Below are 26,319 nucleotides of genomic sequence, written 5' to 3'. Positions count from 1 at the left end.
AGAAAAATGTAAATATGGGGGAAAAATATGAATAAAAAGAGAGAATTGCATTATATTGATATTGCAAAAGGCATTGCTATATTTCTTGTAGTATTAGGACATGTGTATATGATAGAAGATACATGCAATAGATGGATATATTCATTTCATGTACCTGTGTTTTTTATAATAACAGGGATGCTTATGGAACATAGCAATGGATGGAAAAAGAAAAAATTAACAGAGAATATATTAATAGAAGCAAAGAGGCTTTTGTATCCGTATGTAGTATTTTGCATTCTTGCGTATGCATATATTGTGTATGTATACTTCTTTGAACCGGGAAGAGTTGCATATAAGAGATTGTATACAACTGTATTTGATATACTGATATTAGAAGGAACAAGTGCATTATGGTTTTTGCCGGCGATGTTTTATGCAAAGATTATACATATTATCACATACAGAAGTAGAATATTTAATATTATCATGGCAGTTATGGCAGCAGCAGTTACATATATTATATCTGTGTATATTAAGACTGTAGACACATCACAGATTATATCAGCTTATAAAGTAAAAGCGATTATAGTTGCAGGACATTCACTGTGTGGATTTACATTTCTTGTAATTGGAAGATACCTGTATTATTTTTTTGAAAAAGTATATGCAGAACTTAATTATATTATAAAATTTATGGCTATTATTGTTTTGATATTTGCTAATATGATGATGCAGCAAAAATGTGGAATGGTAGATGTGCATATGTGTGTATTTCCTGATTTTATAAGATTTTATATAGGAGCAGTGACAGGCAGTATGGCACTCTTAAGTGCTTGTAATATGATAGGAAGATTAAGAATTGCAGAGTATTATGGAAGAGATTCACTAATCGTTATGGCAACACACAAACCATTACCTGTGCTATATTATTCGATAAAACTGTTTAATTATACACAAAATCAGTTGAAAGATTATATAATAGGTATTGAATATAGAAGTGTTACAGGAAGAATTATAATCGCTATTATAACGATGCTGTTAGAGATTCTATGTATAGAGATGATTAACAGATGGCTTACTCTGCTTATAAGATATCCAAAGAGGAAAAAGTAAAGATAATAAAAAGTGTTTTACGAAAAGATACAATTATGATACAATATCTCAAAATCAAAAAGATGAATTATATGAAAGAGAGAGAGAAGATGAAACAATTTTTACAAGAGAAGAGAATTGTTGTAGTGAGTGTCATATTTGCAGTTATGTTTTTTGCGTTGCTGCAGATAGTTGGGGTGATAGACACGAACTATAGTATGGTGATTGAGTATGAGGATATTGTGGATGGAAGAGTCGGACAATTGTTTTATGATACAGGTAAGGGATTTAATGTTGATGAATGTATAACGTCATTAGTTGATGATAATCAATGTCAGTTTGTTATGAAGTATAAGTCACGAGATTTAAAAGCATTAAGAATAGATCCGATTAATAGATGTGAAACAATCGTAATTGATAAGGTATATTTTAAATGGTTTGGTCTTGCATTTGATGAGGTAAAGGGAGATGAATTATATACATACATTTCAATTTATGAAAATTGTAATCTTAAAGTGGACGATAGCAGCCTTGTTATAGAATGTGATTCTGATGATCCGTCATTTATTATAGATAATGAATATATTGGGACAATACATAACTTTTTTGTAAAAGTACGAGTAATTATGTGTATTATCAATATTATCATATCATTAATAGCAGCATTGGTTATAGATATACTATATTACTATATGTCAAAAGGACGTACTGTATTTAAGAATCTTAAGGATATAATTTTGTCAGTATTCTTTATATTCTATATTGCAACATGTCTTTTACACAAATATCATAATGTAAAATTTGCAACACTGACAGGAATGTTTCTTGGACCAGTTAGTGCAATTATATGGTTTGCAATTAACAAGCTAAAAAGAGATACAAAAGTAGATAAAGTAATAGATAAACTTAATGAACGAGTAAGATATGGACTTGTTCCGGGAATGTTTGCTATAAGTGTGATACTTATGTGGAAGACGCTTTTTGCTGGTATGAGCTATTTATATCTTTTACTTTATTTCATACCGATTATAATAAGTGCACTTCTTAGCAGAAATGTGGATATATCTGAAAAAAGAGATGTAAAAAAATATACATTTGGATATGTTCTCTTTTGTGCATTTTTTATGTGGGCATCAGGTCAGATGGCTGGTGAGTATGGAAGTACAATTACAATGTTATTTAAGTCATCACACAGTACACAATATCTGTTTAATATTATGATAGCTGTTACATCATGGATGGCAATTCTTGAGATATATGCATGTTTTACAAAAGATAAACAAAGCTATGCACTACCACATATAAATATTGCAAACCGCTCAGTGGTTGTATTTTTGGTATTACTATTAATTTATGAAATGGTTAATTACATACTTGGGTTTAATTATACATGGAGTGTAATTGCATATAATGTAATTAATTACTTTGCACAGCCGGTAAATCTGCTTAATATGTTCCTGTTTATAGTTATGTATCTTTGTGTGGCTTCGCTTATTAACAGAGGTGTAGCTAATATAATATTTGGAGCGGCATATATATTTCTCTTAGTAGGTAATATTGTAAAACTCATATTCCATGATACATATTTTACAATAGCTGATGTATTTCAGATATCAGATTTCTTTAGAATAGCAAAGGGATATGTTACTATTAAGAGAGTTGCACTTGTTCTGCTTCTTGTTGTTGTAATAGCAGTTGTAATATACCTTGAACGAAAGAGAATAAAAGATGCACTTAAAGTCAGAATAAGGCTATTTTCATTTGTACCACTTATAATATTGATGTTTATAAGTTTTGCTGATGTAAAAAATAATGCATTTAGTGATGGACTTAATATTAATATAGGTCTTAACTGGTTAAGTGAGAGAGAAGATGCACAGATAAGAGGGATTGTTGTATATAATTATTTTAATGTGTTAAAATACAAAGAAATATTTCCATCTGCACCGGATGATTATACAGAAGAGATGATAACACAGTATAGTGACTTGTTCGATGATATCGAGATTGAAAAGTACGGTGATAAAAAAGATGATGAAGTAAAGCCTAATATTATAGTAGTTATGATGGAATCACAGTTTGAACTTGATCGTTTTAGTGATGTTGACATAGACATGGTATTAGATCCTGTAACAAAAGAGAATAAAGTAGCAACACTTATATCACCAAGATATGGTGGTGGAACAGCTTCAGTTGAGTTTGAGGCATTAACAGGACTATCGGTTTCATTCTTCCCGGGAGATCTTGTACCATATACAACATTTTTTAACTCTAATAAGCGTTCATTACCATCATTAGCACAGGAATTTGATGATAATGGATATACAACAGTTGCTGTACATCCTAATACAGGTTCATTCTATAATAGAAATACAGTATATGATTGTATGGGATTTGATGAGTTTATATCGGGAGATTCCTTTGATTTTAGCAAAGATAACTGTACAGCAGACGGATTTATGAAGAATAGTGTATTAGCAGATAAGATAATAGAGAAAGCTAAGGAAAGCGAAGATAATGATGAACCATTATTCTTATTTTCTGTATCAATTGAAGGACATAGAGAGTATCTTTCAAAATATACGGATATGGATGTCACTGTTAAAAATGATATGTTAAGTGATTCGGAACTTTCAGAAGTAAATCAGTATGCACAGACTGTTATTGAGGATGATAAATTTATTGAATCTATAATAGACTATGTTGAGAATACGGATACACCTACTATAGCATACTTCTTTGGGGATCATCTGCCTATGCTTGAAGCTTTTTCAACGTATGGATTTACGGATGATCCATATAATCAGTACAGTACGCCTATTGTAGCATATTCTAACTATAAGGATATTGATATAGGATGTGAATATATATCACCGAATCAGTTAGCACCACAGATAATTCTTGATGCAGGTATTGAACACAGTTCATATTATGATTATATATATTCACTTAGAGATGACTATCCGGTGATAACTAAGGCATTTGTTACTGATACAAGCGGGTTAGATATATATGAACTAATCCAATACGATATAATGTATGGCAAAAAATGGTTTTACGAAGAAAAAACAGTGAATACTGCTAAATAGGCAGAATAAGGAATTGACAAAGACTTACAAGGTAGAATATAATCAATACTTGTAAAAAATGAATCTATTGCTGAAAAGTTGTTTTGCTAGTTTATGTAACACATTTATTAAAACAACGCGTACAATATTATGAAAAGAAATAAATTATGTAACCTAAAAGGACGATATATGTCATGTAGTGCTTTGAAGTTTAATAAAAATTTAGCTAATATTTCATCTTTGTTACATAAAGGAAAGACATAAGACTAGGCAGATGGGGATTATAGGGCTTCATTTTTAACATTTCATAGTGTACGTAAATTAAAAAAAGGAGTAGAGACGTATGAAAAAATGTAGGAAACTTGTTGTATTATTGCTTGTTATGTTGGTTGCGTTTACTGCTTATCCTGTGAAGAGTGTATCTGCTGCATCAGGAGATACTATATATGGTGGGATAGATTATTCGGCTGTATATGACAAAGACTATTATATTAGTCATAATCCTGATGTATATGCGGCAATCGGTAATAATGCAAGAGCTTTATTGCAACATTTTGTTTTTAATGGTATGCGTGAAGGACGCCAGGCAAGCGATGCATTCAGATTGTCTTATTATAAAGCTGCTTATTCTGATCTAAGAGCTGCTTTTGGTAATGATAATAAATCATACTATATGCATTATGTTAACAGTGGTAAAGCAGAAGGCAGACTTGGTGAATCTAAGACTGTATATGAAGGAGTAGATTATTCCAGAATATATAATACAGATGCATATTATTCACATAATGCAGATGTAGCTAGTGCATTTGGATATGATCCACGAGCATTAATAAAACATTTTGTAACCTGCGGAATTAATGAGGGAAGAGCTTCAAGTAACGGCTTTGATTACTATTATTATAGAACACGTTATAGTGATTTGAGAGCCGCATTTGGTAATAATGTTGCTTCATATTATATTCATTATATGAATAATGGATATAATGAGGGAAGAAGTGGATATTCAACTTCTTCATACGGTGGAGTAGATTATTCAGCTGTTTATAATTTTGATTACTATTATAATAATTATACTGATTTAAGATATGCTTTTGGTAATGACTGGTACAAATTAATTCAGCATTTTGCAACAAGCGGAATTAATGAAGGACGTCAGGCTAATAGTAGATTTAATTATAATTATTACAGAAATAAGTATGATGATTTAAGAGCTGCATTTGGTAATAATGTAAAAGCCTATTATACACATTATATGTATAATGGTCAGTATGAAGGCAGAAAAGCTGCAGCAGATATGACAGGATGGCAGAATATTAATGGAAGATATTATTATTACAATGATATGGGTGATATTCGTTCATGGACTGGAATTGACGTATCAAGACATCAGGGAACAATCAACTGGGATGCAGTTAAAGGTGATGGAATTGATTTTGCCATAATAAGAGTTGGATATGGCGATAATGATGCAGATCAGGATGATGTAACAGCAGCAAAAAATATTTCAGAATGTGAGAGACTTGGAATTCCTTATGGAGTATATCTCTATTCATACGCAACATCAGATGACCATCTTCAAAGTGAGATAGATCATATGTTGCGACTGGTATCAGGTCATAATCCTACAATGGGTGTATATCTTGATATGGAAGATGACTGTATGCCAAAAGATCCTACGACTCTTAATGGATGGGCATATGCTTATCTTGAACAGATTACAAGAGCAGGATATATAGCGGGTATATATGCTAATAGTTACTGGTTTAACACATACCTTACAGATGGACGTCTTGACAGCTATGATAAGTGGGTAGCTGAATGGAGAATTGATGGATGTTCATATACTAAAAAGTATAAAATGTGGCAGTATACAAGCGATGGAAGTGTCGCAGGTATTAGCGGTAGAGTAGATATGAATGCATATCTTTTGGATTAATTTGAGAATGTAGAATATATTAGATTCCTCAGAAGATGATTGTTGGCATCTTCTGGGGAATTTTTTGCTATTTGTTAATATTAATAGATACAATGAAATAAATAAAGTTATATATATAGATGAATAAAAAGAACAAAATAAAGAATAAAAATAAAAAAACAGGGAAACTAAAATTATGAAAATTACAGCGGTTTTTGAAGAAAAAATAACTAAAAAAATATTCTAAAACAAGCAGAACTGACAGTTTGAAAATACCTTGTATTTACTAAAAATAAGAAACTCAAAAAATGCCCGAAACCCTAGGAACTAAGCGAGTTTAGACGGTTTCCATATAGCACTTAATTCCTATGAAAAAGCACTTGTTAAAGGTGATATTATGATGTTACAATGAATGAGTGATAATATGAGAAAAATATAAGCGACAACAACTATGGAGGGCAGAGGAAAAATGAAAAAGAAACTAATAACGGCAGTTTTATCTGTTATAGCAGCACTTTTCGTATTTATATGTATCACAGATGTAATTAATGAAGATGTATATGCTGATGGCAGCTGGTGGAACAATGGTTCAGAGTGGTGTCTGAACATGATTACACAGCAGATCTATGGCGATTCATCAGATGGTACATATAGCAGAGTCGCAGATGAAGTGTTTAAGATAACTGATAACACCGTACAGGATGAAACATCTACGGATGGTAAGAAAAAAACAGCAGTATTAAGTGAACATATCGAGAAGAAAGAAGATAATAATGTTACGAAGAATGACAGTGACGATGTTTTGAACCTTATAAAAGCACCACTGTCAGAGTTTGATACAACAACACCTTCAATAGGCGATGTAAAGGCGATTGTTGTTGAAGTTGAATTTCCAGACCTTGGATATTCAGATGACTGTCTGCAGGCAGACGAACTTAAAGAAGCGATATTTGGTGAAGAAGACAGAGCTTCAACATTTTATCCATTAGAAAGTGTTAGTGCATATTATAAAAGGGCATCGTATGGTAATATGAGCATTGACGGAGATGTATATACATATACAGCGAAGAATCCTCGTAATTATTATAGTGAAGGTAAAGAATATGAGACACTTGTTATGGAAACATTGCAGGCACTTGATGAACAGATAGATTATTCTGATTATGACAGTAACAAAGATGGATATATTGATTGTATATCTTTTAATGTGCCAGTTAATGGAACTTCAGACGATGATTTTTGGTATGGATGTCAGGCAACATGGTATATCAATCCAGAATTCAGTGTTGATGGAATAAGTCTAAAAGGATATGTAATCAATGATGAGCAGCCTTTAAGAGACGATATGAAGACATATAATGCGACACTTTGTCATGAGATAGGACATCTTATGGGGCTTCCGGATTATTATAAGTATAATACACCAGATGATTGGGAAGGTCTTAATGGAGAAGCAGGATATGAGAGAATGGATGATTCATGGGGCGATTTTGGAGCATTTTCAAAGTTGATGTTAGGATGGTTTAGACAATCTGATGTTAGTATATGTGATTTATCACAGGGATCATCAACATATATTCTTAGGACAACAAGCAGTGAACAGGGCGGCAATATGATTATTGTTCCGGTAGGAGAACTTGATGAAAATTATTTTTCTGAATATTTTGTAATCGAGTATATAACACCAGAGAACAATAATTATGGAATATTTGATGATGGTGGTATAAGAGTTTTCCATGTTGATGCAGAAGCTATTACTGATGAAGATAATGAGAAGAAGTCATTTAAGTATAATAATTTTTCTAAGTATTATGATACAACAGATAAAGGCATAAGAGTAATAAGCCTTGTTAATGACAATAATGGATTCTATACATCAGGTTCAATAGTAGAGTTTGGAACAGATAATTATGGAATGTATGATGAGAATGGATATCCAACAGTTGAACCGGGTTTTAAGATAGATATTGGAGAACTTGTTAATGGGCAGTATACAGTTACAATAACTACTAATTAATAATAAACATTGTGTAAAAATGATAAAGTTTATAGAAAGATAATTTGATTTAGGCGATAAAAGTTCGATACCTTCTGTATAAAATGTACAGGAGGTATTTTTTTATGTGGAAAAATTGGAAAAAGTATATAATTACGACAGCATTAACAGGAGTGTTCATGACAGCATATATGAAATCTGATGTCTATGCAGAAGATATTATTGTTGAAATTCCGGATACAAGCATATCTGAAGATAATCTTATAGAAGTAGGGCAATATTCAGAGAATGGTTTTGTATATAATAATGCGTCATTTAATGCAGTTAATCAGATTAATAATTATAAGAATGATTATGGTTATACAGATCTTTCAAAGAGAAGTAATAGTGCAGCAAGACAGCAGCTTTATATTGCAATTGAATCCGTATGTGATGCCTATGCAGTGAGTAACAGAAGTCTTAGCGATATGACAACCTATGGCGGATATATAATTGGTAAAGTTAATTTTAAAGCACTTGGACTTACAACTGAGGAAGCGATAGAGACTTATGTTGTATATAAGTATGATAATCCGGAATATTTCTGGTTAGATGGATATGTAGCTTATGATTCAGCAGGTAATCTGTACGTAACATCAGATGCAGAATATGCGTCTTATGATGTAAGGAGAGGGTATGAGAATCTTGTTAATAATAAGATTAAGGAATATGTGAATGTAGCTTCTGTTAAGACATCTGATTATGATAAGGTTAAAGCAGTTCATGATTATATAATTAATAAAGTTGATTATGCTTATGATAAAGATGGTAATCCACTCACAACTAATTTTGCACATAATATACTTGGTGTATTTGATGAGAGTAATGCAGGTGCAGTATGTGAAAGTTATGCTAAGGCATTTTCGGTTGTACTTAATGCAATGGATATTGATAATGTATATGTTGTTGGTGTGGCAGCAGGAGGTGGTCATGCATGGAATCTTGCAAAAATGGATGATGGTGCCTACTATAATTTTGATGTTACATGGGATGATGGCAAGACACTTGGACCATTTTATAGTTATTTTGCAAGAGGAGAAGGTTTTTTAGTAAGTCATACACCTAATACTCCTGCTAATACAGGCGTTATGTTTATGTACGATGTTCCATCAGCACCAGCGAATGATTTTGATCCTTCCAGTATAGTAGAACGACCATCAGAAGAAGAAACAACAGATAGTAGTAGTGGTGGTAATAGTGGAATAGGTGACAGCAGTCAGATAAGCAAAGTAGTAAAGACTATTATACCATCTGATGCCAGTTACATAGATCTTGTTACAATCCCTGGAGCTTATGTTCAGGGGCATACAGCGAATGTTGGATGGGGAGATGAGGCAGATATATGCGGAGTATCAGGATATGAACTTCAGGCTATAAGATGTATTCCAAAAGATGCGAATAACAATGTATATTACAGATGTTATGTTGATGGATATGGATGGCTTGCATGGGCTAAGAATGGTGAGATTAGTGGAACAGTAGGGCTTAGCAAAAAAATAGACAAGATTCAGTATATCGTAACAAAGAATGAACAGGCACCTGATATGGCATCTGATGTTATATTTAAGAATGTAACGAGGGCAGCATTATATAAGAGTCATGTTCAGGATCATGGCGATATGGGATATTGTATACCGGGAACATTATCAGGAACAACAGGCGAGTCAAGAAGAATAGAAGGATTTTATATTGAATCAAAAGTAGAAGGACTTGGATTTCACATGAAGGGACATATTCAGATTAATGGAGACGTATCTTCTGATAATGGATATATAGGAACAAAGGGTGAAAGTAAACGTCTTGAAGCACTTACAATTACACTTACCGGCAATAAGGCATCACAATATAATCTTTACTACAAGGGACATGTTCAAAATGATGGATGGAGTGATTATAAAAAAGCCGGAGAAATGATGGGAACCAACCATCAGTCAAAGCGACTTGAAGGAATTATACTTATAATTGAGAATAAATCAACACAGAAACAGTAGAAAAGTGAATTGTAATTGTATATTTAAAATTTTATAAGAAAAGTTTTTTGTAGCGGAATACGTTTTTAGAAATTATTAAATGGATCACAAAAGGTCTGTAAACATAGAGTTTAATCGATAAGAAACTGATGATTAAATTTCAAGTTTACAGACCTTTTGGATTATATATTGTAAAAAATAATGGTATAGGCTGTTACATTATATATTTTGAACCAACGATAATGTTTGCAGCTTCTTTGTTAACTTTCATAGTTATCTCAGTTTGATTGCCTGCAAATTCGCCATCAATAACCCAAGGGATTGCTTCATCAGATGTAATCTTAAGTTCGTTAGTTTTAAAATATAAAAGTTTGTCCATTCTGTCAGGTTTTTGATTGAGTAAAGAAGCAAGAATGGATTGTAATTCAATTGCATTACGGGGAACACGTATGAAAGTTCCTTCAAAAAGTCCATCATTAAGTTTGACACCTTTACCAACAATGCCTTTAAAGCCACCGACAGATTTTGTATTGGTAAACATACCGAATATGAAGTCATCTTCGACAGTTTCGCCATTATATTCAAGCTTAAGATGTTTGGCTTTTATATTGCCAACCTGTTTTACACCTTCAAGAATATAAGCCTGATGACCAAGCATATTCTTAAGAGTCTGTGATGTGGCATAAGACACTTCTGTAAAAGCACCAAAAGCTGCTACATAATTAAAATAACGTTCATTAAAACTTCCTATATCACATAAGAAAGTTTTTCCGGCAATGATAGTTTCGGCTGCGTTTTGCATATCTTTTGGAATACCAAGGCTATGTGCAAAATCATTAGTTGAACCACTTGGTATATAACCTATAAGTGGTCTGTTCTCAGGTTTGTAATTCATAAGTCCGGCAATTGTCTCATTTAATGTACCATCACCACCACTGCAGACGATGATATCGTATAGCCCTTCACTGTTTTTTACAAGTTCATAAGCATCTAGACGAGCCTGCGTTGGATGAACAACCATCTCATAGTCATTAGCCTGAAAGAGGTTAAGAATATCGAGCAGACGGTTTTTGATCTGAGCTTTACCTGAATGTGGATTGAAAACAAATAGAAGTTTTTTCATTTGATTGCTCCCCTTTTCTCTATCTATTTTTAAAATTCTGATAAGATATCATAGCTCAATACTGTTAAATTTGCAACAAATTTTTTAAAATATATTGATTAAAAAACTTGAAAAACTTGTATAAAATCGTAAAATAAGTATTTAATCTTGTCATTTGTAATTCATTCGGCTATAATGTAACGTGGCATTAGATAGAGAAAGGATAAATGTAAGGAGAGAGAAAATGCAGACATTTATAAGTGTGGAAACAGTAAGGTTTCATTTAGAGGATAAGAATAAGCTTATAGTACAGTATGTGTACAGGGGAGACGAACCAGAAGCCAATAAGCTTAGAATATTCTTAGATGATAATGAACTTACTTATGAAGTGCAGGAATATAGCGGAATTGACGTAAGCCAGAGATATGCCAGATATGCAATTGGTATAAGTAAGGAATATTATGCACTTGTTACACTTCCAAAAAATTATACAGATTATAAGAAGTTTACTTTAAAGATTGATAATTCCACTTCAATGATAAAAATAGGCGAGTTAAAAATTAGTGATATTATTAAGAAACAAGATTCGGTTGATTATTGTATTGATAATATTGCAATTAATGATAAAAATGAGATTGATATACGTGGATGGTATATATCAAAGATGCCTGCTGATATACAAATATGTGATGAGAATGGAAATAAAATTGATGTAGGTATAAAATATTCATACAGAAATGATGTTACTCAGGCATATAAAGAGACAAGTCTTGAAGGAAAATATGGATTTGAGATTAAGACAGTACCATTTATTGGCAAAACTCTTATGATAATGATACAGTGTGGAGATGACTGCACAAAGAAAAACTTTACAATTAAAGAGATAAAGAATTTTTCTAATTCAGGAAAAATAAATATTAGGCATAATGCTTCAAAAGCATACAGATATATGAAACACCATGGAATGAAGAGAACTTTGAAAAAAGTATATGCAAAAGTATTTAAAGTAAATTTGAATGATTATACAAAGTTTGTAAAGAAGCATCAGCCATCACAGGCAGAGATAGACAGACAAAGACAGACAAAATTTGAATATGAGCCAGTGTTTAGTATTATAATACCGTTATATAAGACTAATAAGAAGTTTTTAGCAGAATTACTTGAATCGTTAATTTCACAGACATATGGCAGATTTGAAATATGTCTTTCTGATGGAAGTGGTGACAAGACTATTCTAAAAGATATACTTGAACAGTATAAGCAGAAAGATTCAAGAATAAAGTATATTCAGCTTGATAAAACAGCACAGATATCAGAAAATACGAATAATGCATTGAGATTAGCTACAGGCGATTATATTGTATTATGTGATCATGATGATCTTGTTCCGGAATATGCTCTTTATGAATGTGCAAAAGCAATTAATGAGAATAGGAATATTGATATTTTGTATTCAGATGAAGATAAGATAGATATGGAAGGAAAAAAATATTTTGAACCTCATTTTAAACCGGATTTTAATATAGATCTTTTAAGAAGTGTTAATTATATATGTCATCTTTTTGTAGCAAAAAAGACGATTGTTGATAAAATAGGTGGATTTAGAAGTGAATTTGATGGTGCTCAGGATTATGATTTCATATTCAGATGCAGTGAGCAGGCAGAATGTATATATCATATTCCAAAAGTATTATATCATTGGAGAGCTCATATTGATTCAACAGCTGAGAATCCTGAGAGTAAGTTATACGCTTTTGATGCTGGAAGACGTGCAATTGCAGCACATCTTGAGAGAAGAGGTATAAAAGGTCATGTAACAGATGGCGCATTTTATGGTATATATAGAACACATTATGATATTATAGGAGAACCAAAGATATCAATAGTTATTCCTAATAAAGATCATATAGAAGATTTATATAAATGTATGAATTCGATAATAACAAAGTCTTCATATAAGAATTATGAATTTGTTATTGTTGAAAATAATAGTACAGAGAAAGAAACATTTGAATTTTATGAAAAAATTCAAAAAGAGTATGATAATGTAAAGGTTCTATATTGGAAAGATGAATTTAATTATTCTGCAATTAATAATTTTGGTGTGAAGGAAGCAGATGGAGAATATATTCTCTTACTTAATAATGATACAGAGATAATTAATGACGATTGCCTATCTGATATGCTCTCTATATGTCAGAGAGAGGAAGTAGGAATTGTAGGAGCAAGACTTTATTATCCAGATGATACTATTCAGCATGCAGGTGTTGTTATAGGATTTGGCGGAATTGCAGGTCATACATTCATTGGACAGCCAAGATTTGAACCTGGGTATTTTGCAAGAGCCATGTGTACACAGGATTATAGTGCAGTTACAGCAGCATGTATGATGACTAAGAAGAGTGTATTTGAAGAAGTAGGTGGGCTTACTGAAGAATTCAAAGTAGCATTTAATGATATTGATTATTGTATGAAAGTAAGAAAATTAGGTAAGCTTGTAGTATATGATGCATTTGCTGAATTATATCATTATGAATCCAAATCAAGAGGACTTGAAGATACACCGGAGAAAGTAGCACGATTTAATAGCGAGATTGAAAGATTTAGAGACAGATGGGAAGACATACTTGAAAAAGGAGATCCATATTACAATCCTAATCTGACACTTGATAAATCAGATTTTTCACTAAGAGAATATTAAGACGGAGATTGAATATGAAAGTAACAGTAGTAATACCAAATTACAATGGAAAGCATTTTCTAAAAGCATGCCTTGATTCACTTGCAGCACAGAAATATAGGAACTTTGAGACACTTATAGTTGATAACGCATCAAGTGATGGAAGTATTCAATTCATTGAAGAAAACTATAAAAATGTGACACTTATGAAGATGGATAAAAATTATGGATTTTGTGGTGGTGTCAATATAGGGATTAAAGCTGCAAATACAGAATATGTCCTGCTTCTTAATAATGATACAGAAGTAGATGAGAACTTCGTAGAATATATGGTAAAAGCAATTGAGAAGTCAGATAAGATATTCTCTGTAAGCAGCCGTATGGTTAATTTCTATAAAAGGGATATTATGGATGATGCTGGTGATAGTTACAATCTGCTTGGATGGGGAGCACAAAGAGGTGTAGGACAGCCAAACAGACGATATGACAAAGCGTGCAAAGTATTCTCTGCATGCGGTGGAGCAGCCATTTATAGAAAATCAGTATTTGAAGAGATGGGATATTTTGATGAGAATCATTTTGCATATCTTGAAGATATAGATGTTGGATATAGAGCCAAGACGAGAGGATATATTAACACTTATGAACCAAAAGCCATAGTATATCATGTTGGAAGTGGAACAACAGGTTCTAAATATAACAGCTTCAAAGTAAGAATGGCAGCACGTAATAATGTATATGTTATATACAAGAATATGCCTTTATTACAGTTACTTGTTAATCTGCCATTCTTAGTGCTTGGATATATAATAAAGATAGTATTTTTTGCAAGAAAAGGTTTTGCAAAGGAATATTTTTCAGGACTTTTTGAAGGAATAAAGACAGCACATAAGTTGAAAAAGCAAAAATTCAGATGGAAAAATATAGGAAGCTATATTATAATTGAGTTTGAACTTTTAATAAATACAGTGATTTATTTTGTGGATTATGTAAGAAGGAGAATGAAATAATGAAGAAAATATTAGTAACAGGATGTAATGGACAGCTTGGACGTGCAATTAACAGAGAATACGAAGGAAGTACAGAATATGAGATATACAATACAGATGTTGCAGATCTTGATATTACAGATGTAGATAAAGTTATTGCACTTGTAGATGAAGTAAAACCTTATGCAATAGTTAACTGTGCAGCACATACAGCAGTTGATCTTTGTGAAAGCCAGTGGGATGCAGCATATAAGATTAATGCATTAGGACCACGTAATCTTGCAATCGCAGCAAAAAGAGTCGGAGCAAAACTTGTACATGTATCAACTGATTATGTATTTGCAGGAGATGATCCTACACCAAGAACAGAGTTTGATGCACCTAACCCACAGAGTGCATATGGTAAGACTAAGTTAGAGGGTGAGAATTTCGTAAAAGCATTCGCAGACAAATATTTTATCGTAAGAACTGCATGGTTATATGGTGAAGGCAAAAACTTTGTAAAGACTATGTTACGTCTTGCAGAGACTAATGATACAGTAAGAGTAGTAAGTGATCAGATTGGTTCACCTACAAGTGCAAAAGAACTTGCAAAAGCGATAGCTGTTCTTATACCTACAGAGAATTATGGTATATTCCATGGAACATGTGAAGGATTATGCAGTTGGGCAGATTTTGCTAAGAAGATATTCGAGATGAAAGGTCTTACTACTAAAGTTGATTATATTAAGACAGAAGAATATCCAACACCAGCTAAAAGACCAGCATATTCAGTTCTTGATAATTATATGTTCAGACTTACAACTAATCATACATTTGCACAGTGGGAAGATGCACTTGCTGAATATATGAAGACATTATAAGATACAGTAAGTGAGTGCCAAGATTAGCTTATGGAATGTTCTAAGTATTGCATATACTAGTTAAGAGATAATATATAGAATCTAAGTTTATAAACTAAAAAAGAAACTTTAAAAGGAAATCTGGTTTTCGGATTTCCTTTTAATTATAATAAAATTGCGCAAATAGAGCAAATGTTAAGAAAATATTAAGAAAATGTTAGATTTATGATAGTTGATTATATTATCAGTTTAGGGTATTATACTTTTCAGAAGTTAAAAATCGCCATATAAATGGCAATACTATTAATGTTGCAGAAGGGAAGCTGCATCAAATAAAAATGACAGGGTGAGAAAAAGTGATAAAAGATAATCAAAAACATTTTAACAGAGCGCATGTAGTAATAGATGCACTGGTTATTATATTATCATACATTTTAGCGTGGCATCTTAAGTTTAGCTTTGGAAAAGGAACAACGTTCTCATTAGAGATGTATATGAATGTATGCTTTTTAATAATACCATTGTATCTGCTTTTATATTATGTATGTAATCTGTATACATCAAAGAGAATTGGTGGAAGGAAGATAGAAGCATTTAATATAGTTAAAGCTAACGTGATTGGTATATCAATCATACTTGCAGCATTATATATATTCCACCAGCCACATTTTTCACGAGAAATGTTATTTATGTTCTTCGTGATTAATATATGTATAGAAGTTGTTGTAAGAAATCTTATAAGAATAGCTCTTAGAAGTATGAGAAAGAATGGATTCAACCTTAAGCATATAATTTTGGTTGGATATAGCAGAGCAGCAGAACAATATATAGACAGAATAAGAAGTAATCCGCAGTGGGGATATGTAATAAGAGGAATACTAGATGATAATGTAGCACAAGGAACTACTTATAAAGGTGTAAAAGTAATAGGAGATATAGATAATCTTAATATTATTCTTCCTGAGAACAAACTTGATGAGATTGCTATTACACTTGGCCTTAGTGAATATGCAAAACTTGAGAAGATAGTGAACTTATGTGAAAAATCAGGTGTGCATACAAAGTTTATTCCAGATTATAACAAAGTTATTCCGACAATTCCATATATGGAAGATTTACAGGGACTTCCTGTAATTAATATAAGACATGTACCACTTACAGATCCATTAAATAGTATTATAAAGAGAACTTTTGATATAGTGGGTTCGCTGTTATGTATAGTTATATTCTCTCCAATAATGCTTGTTACAGCACTACTTGTAAAATTCACATCAAAAGGACCGATAATATATTGTCAGGAAAGAGTAGGATTGCATAATAGAGAATTTGAGATGTATAAGTTCAGATCAATGGCAGTCCAAAAACCTAGTGAAGAGAAGAAAGCATGGACTGTAAAAGATGATCCTAGAGTAACATGGATTGGTAAGATAATAAGAAGAACAAGTATTGATGAGTTACCACAGCTTTTCAATGTTTTAAAAGGAGATATGTCACTTATAGGTCCAAGACCAGAGAGACCATTCTATGTTGAAAAGTTTAAAGAAGAGATTCCAAGATATATGATTAAGCATCAGGTAAGACCAGGAATGACCGGTTGGGCGCAGGTTAATGGCCTAAGAGGTAATACATCAATTAAAAAACGTATTGAATTTGATTTGTATTATATAGAAAACTGGACCTTCGGATTTGATATAAGAATTTTATTCCTGACAGTATTTAAAGGTTTTGTTAATAAAAATGCATATTAAGGAGAAAAAACATAATGGGAAATGATAGAGATAATACAAGAAGTGGACAGGGAAGAAGTTCAGACAGACAGAGACAGCAAAGACAACAGAGCAGATCATATTCCCAGTCAGGAGAAAGAACATCAAATAACAGAAGAACAAGAAATGAGTATGATGATGATTACAGTTATAGAGAATCAAGTAGAAGAGTAAATAGGGAAGATGAACGTCAAAGTACAGGAAGACGAAGAGTATCAGAAGATGAACGTCAAAGCACAGGAAGACGAAGAGTATCAGAAGACGAGCGCCAAAGCACAGGAAGACGAAGAGTATCAGAAGACGAGCGTCAAAGCACAGGAAGACGAAGAGTATCAGAAGACGAACGTCAAAGTGCAGGAAGACGAAGAGTATCAGAAGATGAACGTCAAAGAACAGGAAGACAAACAGCTACTAGTCAGCGAAATACTAAAAATGGTCAGGCAAGACCAAAGATGACTAAGAAACAGATGCAAAAAAAACGTGCGAAGAAGAGAAAAGGAAAGATTATAGCATTTGTATTTGAACTTCTTTTGCTATGTATAATAGTTGTATTTGGATATAGTGTGTCAAAACTTCAAAAGATTAATTACAATCCAATTGCTAAGGAGAATATTCTTATTAATGATGTAAAGTCTGATGAGATAAAAGGATATACTAATATTGCATTATTTGGAGTAGATGCCAGAGATAAAGAACCTGAGTCACTTATAAAAGATGCACATAGTGATGCGATAATAATTGCAAGCATTAATAATAAGACAAAAGATGTAAAACTTATATCAGTATATCGAGATACATGTCTTTTAAGTACAGTTCCGTCATCATCTGGAAGTGACATATATAGAAAAGCTACAGAGACATATTATTTTGGAGGACCGGAAGCTGCTATAAATATGCTTAATACTAATCTTGATATGGATATAACAGATTATGTTACAGTTAACTTTGAAGCACTTATTGAGACTATTGATCTTCTTGGCGGTATTGATCTTGAGATTGATGAGAATGAACAGTTCTACATTAATGGATATATGACAGAGACATGTGAGATTACAGAACGACCATACGAAGAACTTACAGAAGTAGGTAATGTTCATCTTACAGGACTTCAGGCAACTGCATTTTGTAGAATCAGATATGGTGGCGGTGATGATTACAAGAGAACTGAGAGACAAAGAGAAGTACTAAGCCTTATGTTTGAAAAAGCTAAGAAGATGGATGTTATTAAGCTTAACAAACTCATAGAGACGGTATTCCCTATGATATCAACAAGTCTTTCATCTTCAGAGTTAATATCTATGGCAAGTAGTGTTATGAGTTATAATCTTGTAGATACAACAGGTTTCCCATTTGATAAGAAGACAAAGACAATATCAGAGGGTGACTGTGTATTTGCAGTATCACTTGAATCTAATGTAGAAAAACTACATGAATACATGTTTGGAGATACAGATTATAAAGTGTCCGATACAGTAAATAATATAAGCAATGTTCTTATTAATAAAACGGGGTTTTATCCAGAAGAGACAACAACAGGTCAATAAAATATATTATATACAAAAAACAGGCAGAAATTTTTCTGCCTGTTTTTTGCAAATGTATACTTAAGCGAAACTCATATATTATATAGTTTTTTTGAGATTGCAAGAGCATAAATAGCATCAACGAAAACCCGCTTTCGCTAAGTGTCCATCGTAACGGTACTAAGTTTGTTACACACCTATGGTGTATAACGCACTAAGTGCCGACGATTACCACATTGTTTTCTTTTGATGCTATTTATGCTCTTGCAATCCAATTTACGTTTCGATGAGTTTCGCAGCTATGTTTTCGCATAATATATACATTTGCATATATCTATGTGAAATGCTAAAAATTTATAAAAGCAGACCACTTGAAACATGTAACAATAATATGTTTCATAATTGTATATCATAAGCCAATAATCCATTTGAAAATCTCTGAAAAACGTATATTAGCAACGTCAGGATTAATATGTATCAAAAGAAAACAATGTGGTAATCGTCGGCACTTAGTGAGCTATATATCGTAGATATATGGCAAACTTAGTACCACTACGATGGACACTTAGCGAAAGCGTGTTTTTGTTGACACATATTAATCCGGGCGTTGCTCACAAACTGCCATGTGAGATTTTTAAATGGATACTTTGATGCATTTATAAAACAAACAACATAACAATATAAAATACAAAAACTTACAAAAAATATGTTGACATACAAAAACACATCTGTTATAACAAATATAGAACAGATAAAACAATAAGATGTATCTGTTTGATGCCGACAGGTATGCATGAGGTGATGTAAGATGAACCTTAAGGCATTATATGATGTTATGAAAAAGGAAATTGATTAGTAAGGAGGCTTTTGTATGAATATAAGTAAATTTACACAAAAATCCATAGAAGCAGTTAATGGCTGCGAAAAAGTCGCTTATGATTTTGGTAATCAGGAGATTAGGCAGGAACATCTTTTATATAGTTTACTCAATATGGAAGACAGTCTTATCCTTAAACTTATAGAGAAGATGGAGATTAACTCGCAGTATTTTAGAAACAGAGTAGAAGAGTATCTTGAAAAATGCGTAAAAGTAAGTGGTGGACAAGTATATATAGGTCAGGATCTTAATAAAGTTCTTCTTGGTGCTGAAGATGAAGCAAAAGCAATGGGCGATGAATATATATCAGTAGAGCATCTGTTCCTTAATATGATAAAACAGGCTAATCCTCAGATAAAAGAACTTTTTAGAGAATTTGGAATTACAACAGAGAGATTTTTACAGGCACTTTCAACTGTAAGAGGTAATACAAAAGTTACATCAGATAATCCTGAAGCTACTTATGATACACTTAGTAAGTATGCGTATGATTATGTAGAAAAAGCAAGAGATCAGAAGCTTGATCCTGTAATAGGACGAGATGCTGAGATTAGAAATCTTATCAGAATACTGTCAAGAAAGACTAAGAATAATCCGGTTTTAATAGGTGAACCTGGTGTTGGTAAGACTGCAGTAGTAGAAGGTCTTGCACAGCGAATTGTAAGAGGCGATGTACCGGATGGTCTTAGAGATAAGAAACTATTTGCACTTGATATGGGTGCACTTGTAGCAGGTGCAAAATACAGAGGTGAATTTGAAGAGAGATTAAAAGCTGTTCTTGATGAAGTTAAGAAGAGCGAGGGACAGATTATATTATTCATTGATGAACTTCATACAATAGTAGGTGCAGGTAAGACAGATGGTGCAATGGATGCCGGCAATATGCTAAAGCCAATGCTTGCAAGAGGTGAACTTCATTGTATAGGTGCAACAACACTTGATGAGTATAGACAATATATTGAAAAAGATCCTGCCCTTGAAAGAAGATTTCAGCCGGTACTTGTAGAAGAGCCAACTGTAGAAGATACAATATCAATATTACGAGGATTAAAAGAGAGATATGAAGTATTCCATGGTGTTAAGATAACAGATCAGGCACTTGTATCAGCAGCAACACTTTCAGCAAGATACATTCAGGACAGATTTCTTCCTGATAAAGCAATAGACCTTGTTGATGAAGCATGTGCACTTATAAAGACAGAACTTGACTCTATGCCAACACCGATAGATGAGATAAATAGAAAGATAATGCAGCTTGAGATAGAAGAAAAAGCACTTACAAAAGAAACAGATCATCTAAGTACTGAGAGACTTCTTAGTCTTAGAAAAGAACTTGCTGAATTAAGAGATGAATATAATAATCTAAAAGCACAGTGGGATATTGAAAAAGCATCTGTAGAAAAACTTAGTGAACTTAGAAAACAGATAGAAGATATGAATAACCAGATAGCACTTGCAAAGAGAGAATATGATCTTAATAAGGCAGCGGAACTTCAGTATGGAGAACTTCCAAAATTGCAAAAACAGCTTGAAATAGAAGAAGAAAAAGTAAAAAAGCAGGATATGTCTCTTATACATGAAAGTGTTACCGATGACGAGATTGCAAGTATAGTATCAAGATGGACAGGTATTCCTGTAACTAAACTTACAGAAACAGAGAAGAATAAGATACTTAATCTTGACAAACAGCTTCATAAGAGTGTAATAGGACAGGATGATGGTGTTACAAAAGTATCAGAAGCTATTATAAGATCAAAAGCCGGAATAAAAGATCCATCAAAGCCTATAGGTTCATTTATCTTCCTTGGTCCAACAGGTGTAGGTAAGACAGAACTTGCAAAAGCACTTGCAAAGAGTCTGTTTGATGACGAACAGAGTATAGTAAGATTAGATATGAGTGAATATATGGAGAAATATTCAGTGTCAAGATTAATAGGTGCGCCTCCAGGATATGTAGGCTATGAAGAGGGTGGACAGCTTACAGAAGCAGTAAGAAGAAAACCATATTCAGTAGTATTATTTGATGAGATTGAAAAAGCACATCCAGATGTATTCAATGTATTATTGCAGGTACTTGATGATGGACGAATTACAGACTCAAAAGGTAGAACAGTAGATTTTAAAAATACAATAATAATAATGACATCTAACCTTGGTGCACAATATCTTCTAGATGGTATTAATGATGATGGCACAATCAAAAAAGAAGCCGAAGATGCAGTAATGGAAGCATTAAGAAGCAATTTCAGACCTGAATTTTTAAATCGTCTGGATGAGATAATTATGTTTAAGCCTTTAACAAAAGACAATATAAGTCATATAGTTGATCTCCTTATGGATGATCTTAATGAACGAGTTTCAGATAGAGAGATTCATATAACATTGACAGATGCAGCAAAAAGATATATTGTTGAAGAAGGCTATGATCCGGTATATGGTGCAAGACCACTTAAGAGATTCTTACAAAAGAATGTCGAGACACTTGCTGCCAAACTTATACTTGCAGATGACGTAATGCCTCAAAATACAATTGAGATAGATTATGATGGAAGTAAACTTATCGGAAAATGTATAAAATAATATACAACAGATAGCATTAATAATATAAAATGTTAATGCCATCTGATAAAAAAGTGGCCGTTTGTTAACGGTCACTTTTTCTATATATAAGCAAAAAGGAGTGAATGTATGAATTTTTTAAAATTTCTAGGAACAGGTAGTGCATTCAATGTTAAGAGAGGATGCACAAGTGCATATTTTGAGATGGGAACAGAACTTTTTGTAATTGATGCAGGTGAAGATGTATTTAAGAAACTTGTACTAGAAGATCTTTTTAATAAAAAGACAAGAGTCAATTTCTTTATAACACATATACATGGAGATCATGCAGGAAGTCTTTCTACAGCGATATATTATCTGTATTATAAAGTATTTAATATGGATAAGAGTAAGATTTGTGTATATTTTCCACATGAAGATCTAAGAGAATATCTTAGAATGTCCGGTACGACAGAAGAATTCTATACATATTATATAAATAGATGGGATGAAATTCGTCCGGATGGAACAGACATTAACTTTGAATATAATTTTATTGAGGCAAAACATGTACAAGGAATGAATTCTTATGCAATTACAATAGAGATACCTAAACAGAAGCTTATCTATTATAGTGGTGATAATAGTGAATTTAACTTTACAGTTAAGAATGTAGATATGTATAATGAGATATACAATGAAGTAACATTTATAGAAAAAGCAACTTCACATATGTACTATAAGAAGATGTTAGAACTTACAAAAGATTTTAGCAAAGAACAGAAAAGTAAGATAATACTTATGCATCTTGAAGATGATGAAGAAGCGATAAAAATGATGAAAGAAAATGGCTTTACAATAGCTGAATAATATAATTGATAGGAAGAAAGGAAAAAAGATATGCAATATAATAATATACCAAACGACCCGGCAATGCTTTTAAGCTTTGTTAATCTAAAACTTAGAGATGAATTTAGTTCATTTGATGAGATGTGTAATTCATTAGCTTGCGATAAAGATACAATAATCAAAAAACTAAAGATGATAGATTATGAATACGATAAAAAAACTAATCAATTTATATAAGTTTCTTTAAAATAGTTTAAAAATAGTAATATAGTCCTATGTTAATTGAAATTCCTTGACTAAACGTCAATTCACAATTATAATTGTAGAGAAATATGAGCATTCGGAAAGGGAAGATTATGAAGTTTGACATTCGTGACTATTTAGACTATGAGAGAATTAATCTGATTAAGAACTTTTTCGTTAATATCGGGAAGAGATTTACAGGGTTATTTAAGTCGGAGAATGAGAAGTGTGCATTTGACATTATATCATTTGCAATGGTAGTTCTTGGAATTGTATATGTTGTAATTGCAACATTACATGGACATAATAACCAGCTGTCATTTAAGATTGTTACAGCAGGATTTGTAGTAGCATTTCTGATTATAAACGATGTGGTTGAACCGGCATATAAGGGAGAACTAAAGACGCTTGACAGGGATAAGAAGAACAATTATTTAAAATATGTGATTTTTGATGTTGCAGGTTTTATGGCATTATTATATTTTGCATTGTATGCAGGAGAGATTAGACATGTATTCCATTATCTTGGACTTGCAATATTTGTATTACTTATAAAACCAAAAAAAGAATCATATAATGAATTTACAAAAGAGAATGCATAAATTATTTTAAGAAAGCCGCATATACTTAAATAAAAAGTGTATGCGGAGTTTTTTTGTGAAGTCGATATCCAAAATAAAAAGAATAATATTAATTATTAACATATTATTGACAATTATTGTCGGACTATTGTGGATTGATGATATAAAAAAAGAAACTATTGTGGAAAAATATGAAGAAAAATTTGTTGCAATCACATTTGATGATGGTCCAAACAGAAGTACAACTGAAAAACTTTTAGATGGACTAAAACAAAGAGATGTGAAAGCAACTTTTTTTGTTATAGGTGAAAATATAGAAGGCAATGAAGATATAATAAGAAGAATGAAGGAGGAAGGGCATGAGATAGGCAATCATACATATACACACTGTGATCTTAGTCGTGTTAGTAGAGACTGTGCCTTAAAAGAGATTGATAAGACTAATGAATTGATATATAAGATAACAGGAGAGATGCCACAATACATAAGGCCACCATTTGGTAATACAAGTGACAGAATATTCTATATAGAAGAGATGACAGTAGTTCTATGGCAGGTTGATCCGATGGATTGGAATACGAATAATGCAGATAAAGTCGTTAATCTGGTAGTGAAGAATGTAAAACCGAACGATATAATTCTTCTGCATGATATATATGACAGCTCAGTCTCGGCAGCACTTAGAATAATTGACGAATTACAAGATGAAGGATATGTATTTGTATTGCCGGATGTGATATTTCCATAGAAGTCAGAAGATATAGGAATATGAGGCAGTACAATTATGGATATTGGAGTAAAAATATAAAAAGCATGAATGATATAATATAAAAATACATTATAAAGAAAAATAAAATAAAAAGTTATCAGATCTGTGTTATACTATATAGAATATGAAAATGGATAAATAATTACGTAGGAGGAAAAAATGGATATATTTGATTATATGAGAAATACTACAATGAAATCAGAATCACCACTTGCATCACGAATGAGACCAGAGACGTTAGATGAAGTAGTTGGTCAAAAGCATATTATTGGTAAAGATAAGTTGCTTTATAGAGCGATAAAAGCTGACAAATTAAGTTCTATTATCCTGTATGGACCTCCGGGAACAGGAAAGACAACAATAGCAAAAGTAATAGCTAATACAACAAGTGCAGATTTTACGCAGATTAATGCAACAGTTGCAGGCAAAAAAGATATGGAAGATGTGATAAATAAAGCAAAAGATAATATGGGAATGTATGGCAGAAAGACAATACTTTTTGTAGATGAGATTCATAGATTCAATAAAGGACAACAGGACTATCTTTTGCCATTTGTTGAAGATGGAACAGTTATACTTATAGGTGCTACTACAGAAAATCCATATTTCGAAGTTAATGGTGCGCTTATATCAAGAAGTATCATATTTGAATTAGAACCACTTTCTAAGGATGATATATGTGAACTTATAAGAAGAGCAGTATATACAGAAAAAGGAATGAAAGCATATAATGCTACTATAGAAGATGAGGCAGTAGAATTTCTTGCTGATATGTCAGACGGAGATGCGAGAAGTGCGTTAAATGCAGTAGAACTTGGAATTCTTACGACAGATCCGGATGAAGAAGGGATAATAAGAATAACTATTGATGTTGCACAGGAATGTATACAGAAAAGGGTTATAAAATATGATAAAAATGGCGATAACCATTACGATACGATCTCTGCTTTTATAAAAAGTATGCGAGGTTCAGATCCTGATGCTGCAATATATTATCTTGGACGAATGTTATATGCTGGGGAGAGTCTTACTTTCATTACAAGAAGAATAATGATATGTGCAGCAGAAGATGTCGGACTTGCAGATCCGAATGCGCTTAATGTAGCAGTTTCGTGTTCACTTGCAGTAGAGCGTATAGGAATGCCAGAAGCGCAGATAATACTTGCAGAGGCAGTCAATTATATTGCATCGGCACCAAAAAGCAATGCTTCGTATATGTCAATTGACAATGCAATGAAGGCTGTAAAAGATGTGAAAATATCACATATCCCAATACATCTTAAGGATGCACACTACAAAAGTGCAGGCAGACTTGGACATGGCGAAGGATATAAATATGCACATGATTATGATAATCATTATGTAGAACAACAATACCTTCCGGATGAACTCATAGACAGAATATTCTATGAGCCTTCAGATATAGGATATGAGAATCAGATAAGAGAATATTTTAAAAAAATAGGAAAGCGAAAATAATAACCGCATAAGCGGGAAA

The 26,319-nt window shown here is 32.4% G+C and carries 17 protein-coding genes; 16 read left to right on the top strand and 1 reads right to left on the bottom strand.

Going from position 1 to position 26,319, the window contains the following annotated elements; genetic code table 11:
• Positions 1-27 precede the first annotated feature (27 nt).
• From KQI85_RS02285 to KQI85_RS02265, 5 genes are all read left to right on the top strand, one after another.
• The gene (locus KQI85_RS02285; RefSeq protein ID WP_216574484.1) at positions 28-1,095 is read left to right on the top strand and encodes an acyltransferase family protein; all 1,068 of its coding nucleotides are present in this window, start codon (positions 28-30) and stop codon (positions 1,093-1,095) included.
• A complete protein-coding gene (locus KQI85_RS02280; protein ID WP_216574483.1) occupies positions 1,053-4,163 on the top strand; it encodes an LTA synthase family protein in 3,111 nt (1,036 codons plus the stop codon). The genes KQI85_RS02285 and KQI85_RS02280 overlap by 43 nt, the downstream gene beginning before the upstream one ends.
• 322 nt (positions 4,164-4,485) lie before the next feature.
• Entirely contained in the window at positions 4,486-6,078 is a 1,593-nt protein-coding gene (locus KQI85_RS02275) for a glycoside hydrolase family 25 protein (RefSeq protein ID WP_216574482.1), read from the top strand.
• Between the two features lie 448 nt (positions 6,079-6,526).
• Positions 6,527-8,074 (top strand): hypothetical protein, encoded by a 1,548-nt coding sequence (locus KQI85_RS02270; protein WP_216574481.1) that lies wholly within the window; start codon positions 6,527-6,529, stop codon positions 8,072-8,074.
• 104 nt (positions 8,075-8,178) lie between these two features.
• Positions 8,179-10,083 (top strand): transglutaminase domain-containing protein, encoded by a 1,905-nt coding sequence (locus KQI85_RS02265; protein WP_216574480.1) that lies wholly within the window; start codon positions 8,179-8,181, stop codon positions 10,081-10,083.
• 193 nt (positions 10,084-10,276) lie between these two features.
• Here KQI85_RS02265 and KQI85_RS02260 read toward each other — a convergent pair whose 3' ends face one another.
• Positions 10,277-11,185, bottom strand: a complete 909-nt coding sequence (locus KQI85_RS02260) for a diacylglycerol kinase family protein (RefSeq protein ID WP_216574479.1) — start codon at positions 11,183-11,185, stop codon at positions 10,277-10,279.
• A gap of 223 nt (positions 11,186-11,408) precedes the next feature.
• On the opposite strand from KQI85_RS02260, the gene KQI85_RS02255 reads away from it, so the two are divergent.
• From KQI85_RS02255 to KQI85_RS02205, 11 genes are all read left to right on the top strand, one after another.
• On the top strand, positions 11,409-13,865 hold the full coding sequence (locus tag KQI85_RS02255) for a glycosyltransferase (protein ID WP_216574478.1): 2,457 nt from the start codon (positions 11,409-11,411) through the stop codon (positions 13,863-13,865).
• A 14-nt stretch (positions 13,866-13,879) separates the two neighbouring features.
• The gene (locus KQI85_RS02250) at positions 13,880-14,854 is read left to right on the top strand and encodes a glycosyltransferase family 2 protein (protein WP_216574477.1); all 975 of its coding nucleotides are present in this window, start codon (positions 13,880-13,882) and stop codon (positions 14,852-14,854) included.
• Entirely contained in the window at positions 14,854-15,696 is an 843-nt protein-coding gene (gene rfbD / locus KQI85_RS02245; RefSeq protein WP_216574476.1) for a dTDP-4-dehydrorhamnose reductase, read from the top strand. Before KQI85_RS02250 ends, rfbD begins: the two co-directional genes overlap by 1 nt.
• Positions 15,697-16,031: 335 nt before the next feature.
• Positions 16,032-17,423, top strand: a complete 1,392-nt coding sequence (locus tag KQI85_RS02240; protein ID WP_216574475.1) for an undecaprenyl-phosphate glucose phosphotransferase — start codon at positions 16,032-16,034, stop codon at positions 17,421-17,423.
• Positions 17,424-17,437: 14 nt separating this feature from the next.
• The gene (locus KQI85_RS02235) at positions 17,438-18,985 is read left to right on the top strand and encodes an LCP family protein (RefSeq protein WP_216574474.1); all 1,548 of its coding nucleotides are present in this window, start codon (positions 17,438-17,440) and stop codon (positions 18,983-18,985) included.
• A gap of 850 nt (positions 18,986-19,835) precedes the next feature.
• Positions 19,836-22,421, top strand: a complete 2,586-nt coding sequence (clpB, locus tag KQI85_RS02230; protein ID WP_216574473.1) for an ATP-dependent chaperone ClpB — start codon at positions 19,836-19,838, stop codon at positions 22,419-22,421.
• Between the two features lie 108 nt (positions 22,422-22,529).
• Positions 22,530-23,249 (top strand): MBL fold metallo-hydrolase, encoded by a 720-nt coding sequence (locus tag KQI85_RS02225; protein ID WP_216574472.1) that lies wholly within the window; start codon positions 22,530-22,532, stop codon positions 23,247-23,249.
• 30 nt (positions 23,250-23,279) lie between these two features.
• On the top strand, positions 23,280-23,465 hold the full coding sequence (locus KQI85_RS02220) for a DUF4250 domain-containing protein (protein ID WP_216574471.1): 186 nt from the start codon (positions 23,280-23,282) through the stop codon (positions 23,463-23,465).
• 119 nt (positions 23,466-23,584) lie between these two features.
• Positions 23,585-24,073: a hypothetical protein gene (locus KQI85_RS02215; protein ID WP_216574470.1), complete on the top strand. Its 489-nt coding sequence runs from the start codon at positions 23,585-23,587 to the stop codon at positions 24,071-24,073.
• A 55-nt stretch (positions 24,074-24,128) separates the two neighbouring features.
• Positions 24,129-24,800: a polysaccharide deacetylase family protein gene (locus KQI85_RS02210; RefSeq protein ID WP_371820517.1), complete on the top strand. Its 672-nt coding sequence runs from the start codon at positions 24,129-24,131 to the stop codon at positions 24,798-24,800.
• A 180-nt stretch (positions 24,801-24,980) separates the two neighbouring features.
• A complete protein-coding gene (locus KQI85_RS02205; RefSeq protein ID WP_216574468.1) occupies positions 24,981-26,300 on the top strand; it encodes a replication-associated recombination protein A in 1,320 nt (439 codons plus the stop codon).
• Positions 26,301-26,319 lie beyond the last annotated feature (19 nt).

Source organism: Falcatimonas sp. MSJ-15 (assembly GCF_018918265.1).
GTDB lineage: Bacteria > Bacillota > Clostridia > Lachnospirales > Lachnospiraceae > Falcatimonas.
This window is presented reverse-complemented; position numbering and strand designations above follow the sequence as displayed.

Bases quoted from the DNA above. Each gene is read 5' to 3' on its own strand.
- KQI85_RS02285 (WP_216574484.1), top strand. From the start codon at position 28: ATGAATAAAAAGAGAGAATTGCATTATATTGATATTGCAAAAGGCATT.
- KQI85_RS02280 (WP_216574483.1), top strand. From the start codon at position 1,053: ATGGCTTACTCTGCTTATAAGATATCCAAAGAGGAAAAAGTAAAGATA.
- KQI85_RS02275 (WP_216574482.1), top strand. From the start codon at position 4,486: ATGAAAAAATGTAGGAAACTTGTTGTATTATTGCTTGTTATGTTGGTT.
- KQI85_RS02270 (WP_216574481.1), top strand. From the start codon at position 6,527: ATGAAAAAGAAACTAATAACGGCAGTTTTATCTGTTATAGCAGCACTT.
- KQI85_RS02265 (WP_216574480.1), top strand. From the start codon at position 8,179: ATGTGGAAAAATTGGAAAAAGTATATAATTACGACAGCATTAACAGGA.
- KQI85_RS02260 (WP_216574479.1), bottom strand. From the start codon at position 11,185: ATGAAAAAACTTCTATTTGTTTTCAATCCACATTCAGGTAAAGCTCAG.
- KQI85_RS02255 (WP_216574478.1), top strand. From the start codon at position 11,409: ATGCAGACATTTATAAGTGTGGAAACAGTAAGGTTTCATTTAGAGGAT.
- KQI85_RS02250 (WP_216574477.1), top strand. From the start codon at position 13,880: ATGAAAGTAACAGTAGTAATACCAAATTACAATGGAAAGCATTTTCTA.
- rfbD (WP_216574476.1), top strand. From the start codon at position 14,854: ATGAAGAAAATATTAGTAACAGGATGTAATGGACAGCTTGGACGTGCA.
- KQI85_RS02235 (WP_216574474.1), top strand. From the start codon at position 17,438: ATGGGAAATGATAGAGATAATACAAGAAGTGGACAGGGAAGAAGTTCA.
- clpB (WP_216574473.1), top strand. From the start codon at position 19,836: ATGAATATAAGTAAATTTACACAAAAATCCATAGAAGCAGTTAATGGC.
- KQI85_RS02225 (WP_216574472.1), top strand. From the start codon at position 22,530: ATGAATTTTTTAAAATTTCTAGGAACAGGTAGTGCATTCAATGTTAAG.
- KQI85_RS02220 (WP_216574471.1), top strand. From the start codon at position 23,280: ATGCAATATAATAATATACCAAACGACCCGGCAATGCTTTTAAGCTTT.
- KQI85_RS02215 (WP_216574470.1), top strand. From the start codon at position 23,585: ATGAAGTTTGACATTCGTGACTATTTAGACTATGAGAGAATTAATCTG.
- KQI85_RS02205 (WP_216574468.1), top strand. From the start codon at position 24,981: ATGGATATATTTGATTATATGAGAAATACTACAATGAAATCAGAATCA.